At 64.5% G+C, this 11,941-nt stretch carries 11 protein-coding genes; 7 read left to right on the top strand and 4 right to left on the bottom strand.

The window, feature by feature from the left end; all coding sequences use genetic code 11:
• Window positions 1-3: 3 nt before the first annotated feature.
• Window positions 4-426, top strand: a complete 423-nt coding sequence (gene yiaA, locus AC3XQU_RS17730) for an inner membrane protein YiaA (RefSeq protein WP_489875481.1) — start codon at window positions 4-6, stop codon at window positions 424-426.
• A 105-nt stretch (window positions 427-531) separates the two neighbouring features.
• On the top strand, window positions 532-3,153 hold the full coding sequence (gene clpB, locus AC3XQU_RS17735; protein WP_489875482.1) for an ATP-dependent chaperone ClpB: 2,622 nt from the start codon (window positions 532-534) through the stop codon (window positions 3,151-3,153).
• Window positions 3,154-3,231: 78 nt separating this feature from the next.
• Here clpB and AC3XQU_RS17740 read toward each other — a convergent pair whose 3' ends face one another.
• Together AC3XQU_RS17740 and AC3XQU_RS17745 are read right to left on the bottom strand one after the other, a co-directional pair.
• Entirely contained in the window at window positions 3,232-3,819 is a 588-nt protein-coding gene (locus tag AC3XQU_RS17740; protein WP_489875483.1) for a PEP-CTERM sorting domain-containing protein, read from the bottom strand.
• Window positions 3,820-4,028: 209 nt separating this feature from the next.
• Window positions 4,029-4,865 (bottom strand): PEP-CTERM sorting domain-containing protein, encoded by an 837-nt coding sequence (locus AC3XQU_RS17745; protein ID WP_489875484.1) that lies wholly within the window; start codon window positions 4,863-4,865, stop codon window positions 4,029-4,031.
• Between the two features lie 382 nt (window positions 4,866-5,247).
• Here AC3XQU_RS17745 and aceA point away from each other — a divergent pair, with 382 nt between their 5' ends.
• The 3 genes from aceA (at window position 5,248) to AC3XQU_RS17760 (ending at window position 9,376) form a co-directional block, all read left to right on the top strand.
• A complete protein-coding gene (aceA, locus tag AC3XQU_RS17750) occupies window positions 5,248-6,546 on the top strand; it encodes an isocitrate lyase (protein WP_489875485.1) in 1,299 nt (432 codons plus the stop codon).
• 193 nt (window positions 6,547-6,739) lie between these two features.
• Window positions 6,740-7,978: a 23S rRNA (adenine(2030)-N(6))-methyltransferase RlmJ gene (locus AC3XQU_RS17755; protein WP_489875486.1), complete on the top strand. Its 1,239-nt coding sequence runs from the start codon at window positions 6,740-6,742 to the stop codon at window positions 7,976-7,978.
• A gap of 132 nt (window positions 7,979-8,110) precedes the next feature.
• Window positions 8,111-9,376, top strand: coding sequence for an EAL and HDOD domain-containing protein (locus AC3XQU_RS17760; RefSeq protein WP_489875487.1), 1,266 nt, complete (start codon window positions 8,111-8,113; stop codon window positions 9,374-9,376).
• Window positions 9,377-9,419: 43 nt separating this feature from the next.
• Here the strand turns inward: AC3XQU_RS17760 and AC3XQU_RS17765 are convergent, their stop codons facing one another.
• Both AC3XQU_RS17765 and AC3XQU_RS17770 read right to left on the bottom strand, forming a co-directional pair.
• Entirely contained in the window at window positions 9,420-10,169 is a 750-nt protein-coding gene (locus AC3XQU_RS17765; RefSeq protein ID WP_489875488.1) for an SAM-dependent methyltransferase, read from the bottom strand.
• A gap of 22 nt (window positions 10,170-10,191) precedes the next feature.
• Complete coding sequence (locus AC3XQU_RS17770; RefSeq protein ID WP_489875489.1) at window positions 10,192-10,806, bottom strand: Maf-like protein; 615 nt, start codon at window positions 10,804-10,806, stop codon at window positions 10,192-10,194.
• Window positions 10,807-11,002: 196 nt separating this feature from the next.
• Here AC3XQU_RS17770 and AC3XQU_RS17775 point away from each other — a divergent pair, with 196 nt between their 5' ends.
• Together AC3XQU_RS17775 and rpmF are read left to right on the top strand one after the other, a co-directional pair.
• Window positions 11,003-11,500, top strand: a complete 498-nt coding sequence (locus AC3XQU_RS17775) for a YceD family protein (RefSeq protein ID WP_489875490.1) — start codon at window positions 11,003-11,005, stop codon at window positions 11,498-11,500.
• A gap of 230 nt (window positions 11,501-11,730) precedes the next feature.
• Window positions 11,731-11,913: a 50S ribosomal protein L32 gene (rpmF, locus tag AC3XQU_RS17780; protein ID WP_005666806.1), complete on the top strand. Its 183-nt coding sequence runs from the start codon at window positions 11,731-11,733 to the stop codon at window positions 11,911-11,913.
• Window positions 11,914-11,941 lie beyond the last annotated feature (28 nt).

An 11,941-nucleotide genomic window follows, 5' to 3' on the forward strand; every position in this document is an offset into this window, starting at 1 on the left:
GCCATGACCACTGCTCAACGACCGACCGGCGCTTTCGTCGGCGCCTCCTGGACCGCACTCCTGATCGGCGCCTGCACTTATCTGGTCGGGCTGTGGAACGCGACCATGCAGCTCAACGAGAAAGGGTATTACCTGACTTTGCTGCTGTACGGCTTGTTCGCCGCGATTTCGCTGCAAAAGACCGTGCGCGACCGCAGCGAAGGCATGACGGTGACCAAGCTGTATGCCGGGCTGTGCTGGGTTTCCCTGGTGTCGTCGGTGCTGCTGCTGGCGGTGGGCCTGTGGAACGCCACCCTGGCCCCGAGCGAGAAGGGCTTCTATGCGATGTCCTACCTGCTCAGCCTGTTCGCCGTGGTAGCCGTCCAGAAGAACGTGCGCGACCTCGCCGCGCTCCCCGACACGACGGCCAGGCTTGACCCCGCCTGAACCTTTATTGCTGAGTTAACCGGGCTGCACCATTGCACATCTTGAAAAGCGTGCAGCCATCCCAACTTTGCTCCTCAGTCAAGAACACCACTAGGGAGCAATACCATGCGGCAAGACAAACTGACGACCAAGCTCCAGGAAGCGCTGGCGGATGCCCAGAGCCTGGCGGTCGGCAACGATAACCAGTACATCGATCCGGTCCACCTGCTGGTCGCCCTGTTGAACCAGGACGACGGCGGCGCCCGCTCGCTGCTGCAGCGCGCCGGCGTCAACGTCGGCGGCCTGTCCAATGCCCTGAAGTCGGCGCTGGAACGCCTGCCGAAGGTGACCGGCACCGGCGGCGACGTGCAGGTCGGGCGCGAGCTGGTCGCGCTGATCAACCTGGCCGACCGCGAATCGCAAAAGCGCGGCGACCAGTTCCTGTCGTCCGAGATGATCCTGCTGGCCCTCACCGACGACAAGGGCGATGCCGGCCGGCTGGCGCGCGAGCACGGCCTGGCGCGCAAGGCGCTCGAATCCGCCATCCAGGCGGTGCGCGGCGGCGACACGGTGAACTCGCAGGATGCCGAAGGACAGCGCGAAGCGCTGAAAAAATACACCCTCGACCTGACCGAGCGCGCGCGCATGGGCAAGCTGGACCCGGTGATCGGCCGCGACGACGAGATCCGCCGCGCGATCCAGGTCCTGCAGCGCCGCACCAAGAACAACCCGGTCCTGATCGGCGAGCCGGGGGTGGGCAAGACCGCGATCGTCGAAGGCCTGGCCCAGCGCATCGTCAACGGCGAGGTGCCCGATTCGCTCAAGGGCAAGCGCGTGCTCTCGCTCGACATGGCGGCCCTGCTGGCCGGCGCCAAGTACCGCGGCGAGTTCGAGGAGCGGCTCAAAAGCGTGCTGAAGGAACTGGCGCACGACGAAGGCCAGACCATCGTCTTCATCGACGAGATCCACACGATGGTCGGCGCCGGCAAGGCCGAGGGCGCGATGGATGCCGGTAACATGCTCAAGCCGGCCCTGGCGCGCGGCGAACTGCATTGCGTCGGCGCGACCACGCTCGACGAATACCGCAAGTACGTGGAGAAGGACGCCGCGCTGGAGCGCCGCTTCCAGAAGATCATCGTCGACGAGCCGAGCGTGGAGGCGACCATCGCCATCCTGCGCGGGCTGCAGGAAAAATACGAGCTGCACCACAAGGTCGAGATCACCGACCCGGCCATCATCGCCGCGGCCGAACTGTCGCACCGCTATATCAGCGACCGCTTCCTGCCGGACAAGGCGATCGACCTGATCGACGAAGCGGCCTCGAAGATCAAGATCGAGATCGACTCCAAGCCGGAAGTGATGGACAAGCTCGAACGCCGCCTGATCCAGCTGAAGATCGAGCGCGAAGCCGTGCGCAAGGAAACCGACGAATCCTCGCTGCGCCGCCTGGAGCTGATCGGCGAGGAGATCGCACGCCTGGAGCGCGACTACAACGACTTCGAGGAGATCCTGAAATCCGAGAAGGCGGCGGTGCAGGGCAGCACCCACATCAAGGAAGAGATCGAGCGCCTGCGCTTCCAGATGGAAGAAGCCAAGCGCCAGTCCAACTGGCAGGTGGTCTCGGAGCTGCAGTATGGCCGCCTGCCGGAACTCGAGGCGCAGCTGAAAAAAGCCGAGGAAGCCGCGGGCAGCACGGATGGCGACGCGGCCAACCCTGGCGCGGGCCGGCCCAAGCTCCTGCGCACCCAGGTCGGCGCCGAGGAAATCGCCGAGGTGGTCTCGCGCGCGACCGGCATCCCGGTCTCGCGCATGATGCAGGGCGAGCGCGACAAGCTGCTGCACATCGAGGAGAAGCTGCACGAGCGCGTGGTCGGCCAGGACGAGGCGATCGAAGCGGTGTCGGACGCGATCCGCCGCTCGCGCGCCGGCCTGTCGGACCCGAACCGCCCGTATGGCTCCTTCATGTTCCTGGGGCCGACCGGCGTGGGCAAGACCGAGTTGTGCAAGGCGCTGGCTTCCTTCCTGTTCGATACCGAGGAATCCATGATCCGCATCGACATGAGCGAATTCATGGAGAAGCATTCGGTGGCGCGGCTCATCGGCGCGCCGCCCGGCTATGTGGGCTACGAGGAGGGCGGCTATCTGACCGAGGCGGTGCGCCGCAAGCCGTACAGCGTGATCCTGCTCGACGAGATCGAAAAAGCGCACCCGGACGTGTTCAACGTGCTGCTGCAGGCGCTCGACGACGGCCGCATGACCGATGGCCAGGGCCGCACCGTGGACTTCAAGAACACGGTCATCGTGATGACCTCGAACCTGGGCTCGCACAAGATCCAGTCGATGGACACGGATGAACCGGAAGTCGTGAAGCTGGCCGTGATGGCCGAGGTGCGCGGGCATTTCCGCCCCGAGTTCATCAACCGGATCGACGAGATCGTGGTCTTCCATGCGCTCGACGAGAAGAACATCGGCGCCATCGCCCGCATCCAGCTGCGCCAGCTCGAACAGCGTCTGGCCAAGATGGAGATGCAGCTCGACCTCGACGAAGAGTCGCTGCAGAAGATCGCGGAAGCCGGCTACGACCCGATCTACGGCGCGCGCCCGCTCAAGCGCGCGATCCAGCAGCAGATCGAGAACCCGCTGTCGAAAGCCATCCTGTCCGGCAAATTCGGGCCGAAGGACACGATCCCGGTGCGGGTACGGGGCGGGCAGCTGGTGTTCGGGGAAGTAGTGGAACTGGCCAAGTAAGCCAGGCCGGGCGAGACCGCCCGCCGAAAAAAAGGCGCGTCCCCGCAAGGGCACGCGCCTTTTCTACATCCGGGATGCTCAGGCGGCCGGCTTCCTGCGCCGCGCCATCGCGCCCATCACGCCCAGCCCGCCCAGCATCAGTGCATAGGTCTCGGGTTCGGGCACGGGCGACACCACGTTCGATGCGATCGCCTGCGACAGCAGGCTGCCGACCTTGCGCTCACCCTCGCCAAAGAAATTCACCTTCAGGTGCGGCGCATCCAGCGCCGGCGTGCCGCCCGCGAAGCTGAACTGGAAGACCATGTCGTCCGACAGCGCCAGCCGCGGGCCCGAATAGCACAGGCTGCTCCCGGCATGGCCGCCGCCGGTGCAGCCGTGGGCATTGAGCTCGTTCGAGGACAGGGTCCAGTCGCCGGCCACGCCGGGCGCGGCCACCAGGGTCACGTCCTCGAACGTGCCCAGGTCTTTCAGTTGCAAGGCGCCGATGGTGGTGGCGTTCGCCCAGTCGCCGGTGCGGTTGGCGGCGTCGATTTCCAGCGTGAGCAGGTTGCCGGACCAGGATGAAGTGAAGGTGACGCCCTGGTAGGTGAGGGTGCCGGCCTGGGCCGAGGTGGCGAATCCGGCCGCCAGGGCCAGGCTGATTGCTGCGTTGCGTAAGGTCTTCAATTCAATCTCCTCGATGATATTGAATGACCGGGCCTGCGCGTCGGCGAAGGGCCCGGACTCGCGTACGGATGAGTACGCGAGGCCAGACTAGGCGCTTCGGATCGACCTTTCCGTGTGGCGACTAACCAATGGCTGACTTAGCGCGGCGCCCCGTCAGGCCAAACAAAAGGGCCGCACATGGCGGCCCTCAGATGGTCGTCGGGTTGGGGTCAGGCCGCCGGGCGGCGCTTGCGGCGCACCATTCCCATCAACGCCAGGCCGGCGCCGATGATGGCGATCGATTGCGGCTCCGGGACCTGGGCGGCGGAAGTGCCGCCGATCGTGGCGCCCGGCAGGGGGAGCGCGTCCGGGGAGGCGACGGCGTCCTTGCCGGTTTCGGTCAGGATCGGGGCGGGAATCAGTTCCGGCGGGACCGGGGCGGGAGCAGGCTGGGTCACCACAGGCTGGGTAACAACAGGTTGGGTCACCACAGGCTGGGTCACCACAGGCTGGGTCACCACAGGTTGGGTGACAGGCTGGGTGCCTGCGCCGTTCCCTGCAACAGGGGCGCTGGCAGCCTGGAACGGGAAGTCCATCGACAGCAGGCTGCCGGCCTTGGTGCCGTTCGCGTTCACGAAGTGCACCTTCAGGTGCGGCGCGGTCAGCGTCGGCGTGCCGTCGAAGGTGAAGGTGAACAGCATGTTGTCGGTCAGCGCCACGCCGGCGCCGGTGACGCACAGCAGGCGTTGCGCAGCGCCGCTGCTGGTGGAGGCGCCGGCGCAGCCTTTGGCCTTGAGCTCGCTGGCGCTGAGCGACCATGCCGCGCCGGTCGACGAGCTCATCTGGACGCCCGAGAAGCTGCCGATCGTCTTCAGGGCGAGGGCGTCGATGGCGGTGGCCGCTGCCCATCCGCCGCTGCGGCGGGCCGCATCGATCTCGAGCGTCAGCACGTTGCCCGTAAATGTCGAGGTGAACACCACCCCATCCTGGGTGATGACGCCTGCCGATGTATGACTGGCTGCAACGAGGAGGAGGCTGGACAAAGCGGTGCGGAGAGGGAAGCGCATAATCACTTTCAATGGTTCGAGGAATTATTTGATGAATTTGACGATGCGATCATGGCATCCAATTTTCCGACAGTCAATACAAATAATTAGTCGAAAGTATCTATTGATGCGTCGAGGCAACGAAGTGTGAAATTATCATTTTCACACTGTGAACTGGCGTTCCGATATCACTGCGGATTGCAGCATCCAGAGGTCCTCTTTCGCTCCCATTTTAAGAAAATTCATGCCGCATCATGAAATGATGGAGATAAGCGTCTGAAATCAAACGAGAAAAAATAGTTTCTATGTCTTATATAAGACCAATTGTGCTGCGCACAAACTGATTTATGATTGTGTCAACGGATTCCTCTGCAAACGGCTTTTTTCATTCAGGAGAAACACCATGGCAACGCGTGAACAGCAAATCAGTGAACTCCAACAAGACTGGGACACCAATCCGCGCTGGAAGGACGTCACCCGCAACTACACGGCGGCCGACGTGGTGCGCCTGCGCGGGTCGGTGCGCATCGAGTACACGCTCGCCAGGCGCGGCGCCGAAAAGCTGTGGGACCTCGTCAACAACGAGCCCTATGTGAACGCCCTGGGCGCGCTGACCGGCAACCAGGCCATGCAGCAGGTGAAGGCTGGTCTCAAGGCCATCTACCTGTCGGGCTGGCAGGTGGCGGGCGACGCCAACGTGGCCGGCGAGATGTATCCGGACCAGTCGCTGTATCCGGCCAATTCGGTGCCGCTGGTGGTGCGCCGCATTAACAATACCTTCCAGCGCGCCGACCAGATCCAGTGGTCGGAAGGCAAGGACGACATCGATTACTTCGCCCCGATCGTGGCCGATGCCGAAGCCGGCTTCGGCGGCGTGCTCAATGCCTACGAACTGATGAAATCGATGATCGACGCAGGCGCGGCCGGCGTGCACTTCGAAGACCAGCTGGCCTCGGTCAAGAAATGCGGCCACATGGGCGGCAAGGTGCTGGTCCCGACCCGCGAAGCCGTCGAAAAGCTCAATGCCGCGCGCCTGGCCGCCGACGTGATGGGCACCCCGACCCTGGTCATTGCCCGTACCGATGCCGAAGCCGCCGACCTCCTGACCTCGGACGTCGACCCCAACGACCAGCCCTTCTGCACCGGCGAGCGCACGGTCGAGGGTTTCTACCGCGTCAGGCCCGGCGTCGAGCAGGCGATCTCGCGCGGCCTGGCCTACGCGCCTTTCGCCGACCTGGTGTGGTGCGAGACCGGCAAGCCGGACCTGGAATTCGCCAAGCGCTTCGCCGAAGCGATCCACGCCAGGTTCCCGGGCAAGATGCTGGCCTATAACTGCTCGCCTTCGTTCAACTGGAAGAAGAACCTGGACGACGCCACCATCGCCAAGTTCCAGAAAGAGCTGGGCGCCATGGGCTACAAGTTCCAGTTCATCACCCTGGCCGGCTTCCACGCGCTGAACTACAGCATGTTCAACCTGGCGCACGGCTACGCGCGGCGCGGCATGTCGGCCTTCGTCGAATTGCAGGAAAACGAATTCGCCGCCGCCGACAAGGGTTTCACGGCCGTGAAGCACCAGCGCGAGGTCGGCACCGGGTATTTCGATGCCGTCACCCAGACCATCCAGCAGAACCAGAGCTCGACTACCGCGCTGCACGGGTCCACCGAGGACGAACAGTTCTTCGACGAGAAAAAGGTCGCATAAGCAGCCTTACAGCATGGCTTGATGCATCCAAAACCGCAGTGCCCGCAAGGGCCTGCGGTTTTTTCGCAAGGAGGGGCGCGAGGGCCCGCCCACCCCACGAATGGCCCGGTAATGGGCGATGTAGTGGATAATGGCGACCATCCAGCCGCTTGAACGCACGCGGCGCCGCCACTTTTCTCAGGAATTCCAGCTTATGTTGAGCTACCGCCACGCCTATCACGCGGGTAACCACGCCGATGTCCTCAAACACTTTGTCCAGGTCCAGCTGCACCTGTACATGAACCAGAAGGACGTGCCTTACACCTATATCGACACCCACTCGGGTGCGGGCGTGTACGCGCTCGACGGTGCCCAGGCGAGCAAGAATGCCGAATACAACACCGGCATCGGCCCGCTGTGGAATGCCACCGATGTCCCGGCGGCGCTGGCGCCTTACCTGGCGCTGGTCAAGGGCATGAACCCGAGCGGCAAGATGCGCTATTACCCGGGCTCGCCCTATGTGGCCGACCAGTTGTCGCGCGCCGAGGATCGCCTGCGCCTGTTCGAGCTGCACCCGTCGGATTGCCGCATCCTGGCCCAGAACTTCCGCAAGGTCGAAGAGCACAAGGCGGAGCAGGGCGAGCGCGCCCGCGGCCGGCGCGTGCTGATCGAGCATGGCGACGGCTTCCAGAGCCTGAAGAAACTGCTGCCGCCGCCGTCGCGCCGTGCGCTGGTGCTGGTCGACCCGCCGTATGAAATCAAGGACGACTACAAGAAGGTGCGCGAGGCGCTGGACGAAGCGCTGGGCCGCTTCCCGGCCGGCATCTACGCGGTCTGGTATCCGGTGCTGCAGCGCATGGAGTCGCGCCAGTTCGCCGACCGCCTGAAACGCCTGCCGGCCAAGGAATGGCTGAACGTGACCCTGACGGTGTCCACGCCCGGCCCGGACGGCTTCGGCCTGGCCAGCAGCGGCATGTTCATCCTGAACCCGCCCTACACGCTGGAGCCGATGCTGCGCGAGACCCTGCCCTGGCTGGTGCAGGCGCTGGGCAAGGACGCCGGCGCGCGCTTCACCATCGAGACCGGCACCCAGGTGACCGGCGCCGCGGCACGCATGGCCGCCGACGGCCCGCGCGTGCCGGTGGGCAATGCCCGCCGCGCCAGCCCCTTGTCGGGCAAGGGCAGCCTGCGCCTGCCGGGCCAGAGCATGGTGCGCGAAGGCGAGGAAGATGCGCGCGGCATCGGCCAGGCGGCCGGCGCCGCGCCCGCGAAAAAGACCGGCGCGCGCCGCGTCTGGCATCCGGACGGCAGCGCCGCCCCAAGCCAGCGTCCGGTGGCGCCCGGCGCCGGCACCGGCCTGCGCACCAGCAGCCCGCGCAAGGATGGCCCGCGGCCGGCCGGCGCCGGCGCGGCGCGTGCGGGCGGCAAGAACGGGAAGGGCGGCAAGGCTTAGCAAGCCCGTGCGGACCCGCGATTCGATGTAAAAATGCTAAGGTTAGCGTTTTTGTAGTATAGTTTCCATGCTGGCTTTCCCCCGCCAGCCTGGCGCGCGCATGTGCGCCCCAAACGTTTCCCAGGAGTTTAGATGCATGCCGAAGCAACGGCAGCGGCATCCGTGCCGTCCAACGATTTTTTTCTCGCACGTCAGCCCATCCTCGGCCGTGACCAGCATCTCGTAGCATTCGAGCTGCTGTTTCGTGCGGCCGGCGAGGACGACGATGCGAAGCTGACCGATAACGCTGCAGCGACGGCGGCGGTGATTTCGCACGCCTCGCAACTCGGCATGGAGCACGTGGTCGGCGAGCAATTGGCCTTTGTCAACGTGGACGAAGTCGTCCTGATGAGCGACTTCGTACGCTTCCTGCCTCCACATAAAGTTATCCTCGAAATCCTCGAGACCGTCAAGCCGACCCGGCAGTTGCTGGCGCGGATCGCCGAGCTCAAGGAACTAGGGTTCAAGTTCGCGGTCGACGACGTGGTCGAGCATTCGCCCGAGCTCGACCGCCTGGTGGAACTGGTCGATGTGATCAAGGTGGACGTCAAGGGCGTCCGTCCCGACGAGCTCGCGGGCCTGGTGGCCTCGCTCAAGCGCACCGGCAAGAAGCTGCTGGCCGAAAAGGTCGAGACGCTCGACGAATTCAAGCGGTGCATGGACCTGGGTTTCGAATACTTCCAGGGCTATTATTTTGCGCGCCCGGTGATTTTGTCGGGCAAGAAGATCACCCCATCCGAGATGGCCATCCTGCACCTGCTGGAGCTGGTGAGCTCGGACGCGGACAGCCAGGCCATCGAATCGGCGGTCAAGCGCGACGCCCTGATCAGCCTGAACCTGCTGCGCCTGGTGAACAGCCGCGCCGCGCCGGGGCCGCAGATCGAATCGCTGTCGCAGGCGCTGAACCAGCTCGGCCGGCGCCAGCTGCAGCGCTGGCTGCAGATCCTGCTCTACACGACCGCGGGCGGCGTGGAACTGGCTTCGCCGCTGCTGCAGCTGGCCACCACGCGCGGCAAGCTGCTCGAGCTGATGACCCTGGTGGTGCGCCCGCACGACGCCGCCAGCGCCGACCGCGCCTTCACGGTGGGCATCATGTCGCTGGCCGATGCGCTGTTTTCGATCCCGATGTGCGACATCCTCGACAATGTCGAGGTGGCGGCCGACGTGCGCGCTGCGCTGCTGGCCCGCGAAGGGCAGTTCGGAACCATGCTGAAGGTGGCGGAGCTGCTGGAAGCGGCCGAGGGCGGCTGCAAGCTCGCCGGGGCGCTGCGCAAGCTGGGCTTGACGGTGGCGCAGATCCGCGAGATCGAGCTGGCGGCCTTCGACTGGGTGCGCGAACTGACGCACGAAGTGCACTGACGATGCTTGTCGCGGCATGGACGGGCCCCGTCCATGCCGGCGCTTACTGCGCCAGGAACAGGAACACGGTCGGCTTCTTGTGAAACTCCGGCGCCTTCCCGGCCGCCAGCTGTGCCTTCCACTTCGCCGCCGTCAGGGTCTGCACCGACTCGCTCGCCAGGGTGAGATCCGTCGCCACGCATACCAGCGTGCCCGGCTGGCAGGACGCGACCAGGGCCTCGAGCATCTGGCCATTCCGGTAGGGTGTCTCGATCAGCAACTGGGTCTGCTTTTCCGCCCGCGAACGGCCTTCCAGTTCGCGGATGCGCTTGGTGCGCAGCGCCGCGTCGGTCGGCAGGTAGCCGTTGAACGCGAAGCTCTGGCCATTCAGGCCGCTTGCCATCACCGCCAGTAGCAACGAAGAGGGCCCCACCAGCGGGCGCACCGCGATGCCGTGCTGGTGCGCCAGGCGCACGAGGTCGGCGCCCGGGTCGGCCACCGCCGGCACGCCGGCTTCCGAGACCAGTCCCGCATCGCGTCCGGCCAGCAGGGGCGCCAGCAGTTGCGCCAGCGCGGCCTGCGGGGTGTTCACGTTCAGTTCGGCGATCTCGATTTCCTGCAGCGGCCTGGCCAGCGGATGGTCGATGGCAATCAATTTCAGGAAGGCGCGGGCGGTCTTGGCGTTCTCGGCGACAAAATAGTCGAGCTTCGCGGTGAGCGCCTGCACCTGCGTCGGCAGCAGGGCGGCAAGGGCGCCGGGTGCGGCCTCGACAGGGCCAAGGGTGTTCGGGATCAGGTAGAGGGTGCCGGGCATCGTTCAGGAAAAGTGAAAGTTGTTATAGACCGAACATGCGCACGCCGGCGCGGCGCAGCATGCCGGTCAGCGCAATGAGGGGCAGGCCGGTGAGGGCGGTCGGGTCGTTCGATTCGATGCGTTCCAGGAGGGCGATGCCCAACCCTTCGTTCTTGGCGCTGCCGGCGCAGTCGTAGGGCTGCTCGATGCGCAGGTAGGCGTCGAGCTCGGGATCGGGCAAATCGCGGAAGTCCACGAAGACCTGCACGTTCTCGACTTGCGCGGCAAGCAGGGGATCGGCCACGCGGCCGTCCCACAGGCACAGCGCCGTATGGAAGACGACGCGCCGGCCCCGCATCAGCTGCAATTGCTCCAGCGCGCGGGCGTGGGTTCCGGGCTTGCCGATCTGCAGGCCGTCGAGCGTGGCGACCTGGTCCGAACCGATCACGAGGGCGCCGGGATGGCGTGCCGCGACGAAGGCGGCCTTGTCGCGCGCCAGGCGCAGGGCGGTATCCTGCGGCGCCTCGCCGGGCTGCGGGGTCTCGTCGATATCCGGGGCAATGGCTTCGAAGGGCAGGTGCAGGCGGCCGAGCAGTTCGCGCCGGTAGGCAGAGCTTGAAGCAAGAATGAGGCGCGGCGGCGCGGAACTTGGTATCATATGGGGCTGTCGAAAACGCGGAAACTATAAGCCAGGCAGATAGATAAGCCCTCCCGGCAAGCAAATCTTATGAATACCCGCGAATTGCGCGGCACTGCCTAGGCATGCAACACGCACCGGGCAAAAACGACGCAAGTCTTTGACTCTGCGGGGATAAGCCTGTTATTATCGCAGGTTTTCCGGGGATGTTTTCCAAATGAGCGCTTTTGTCATTGACGCCTTCGAGTTTTGCCGGAATGACGGACACCGCGAGGGCGTGACGCCGGTGGCCGAAATGACCCGCCTGGCAGCCGATTGCGCCGACAATTCCGGCGAGATCCGCTGGGCCATGCAAGGCGGCCAGACCAAGCAAGGCTATCCGTCGCTGACCCTCGAGGTCGCCGGTCCCGTGAAGCTGGTCTGCCAGCGCTGCCTGGGCCCGATGGAATACGAGCTCGACTCGTCCACCATGCTGGTGCTCGGCAAGGACGACGAAGAAGCCGACAGCATCGAGGAAATCCTCGACGACGAGAGCATCGACGTGATTGTCGGCAGCCATGCCTGCGACATCCGCCAGCTGCTGGAAGACGAAGCCCTGCTGGCCCTGCCGCAGGCACCGAAACACGAGGTATGTCCGGACACCAAGCTCCTGGACGCCCTGAAGACCGACAAGGTCTCGCCGTTCGCCGGCTTGAAGACCCTCAAACCAGAATAAGCAGTAACCGAATCAGTAGCAGGAACAAGTAGTGCTGTCTCACCGCAGCATGAAGCAGGACGTGTCAAACGCGTGCAGTCATCGAGTATGGCATTGGGCAGTTGAAGTAGCAGCAAACATGTAGGCAAGCGATGGTCGCAAGACTGGAAATTGCCGATGGGATACTCGATCTGCATGTATTTGCGCATCGGTTGTGTTAAAATTTTAGAACTTATGTATTAGGAGTCATCATGGCAGTTCAGCAGAATAAGAAGTCCCCGTCGAAGCGCGGCATGCACCGTTCGCACGATTTCCTGACCGCACCAAACCTGGCAGTCGAGCCGACCACCGGCGAAACCCACCTGCGTCACCACATCAGCCCGAACGGCTTCTACCGTGGTCGCAAAGTCCTGAAGACCAAGAACGACGAGTAATCGACGTCTTGTCCTTTAGTACCATCAA

The sequence above is a fragment of the Telluria sp. AZSoR62 genome (genome assembly GCF_058111565.1).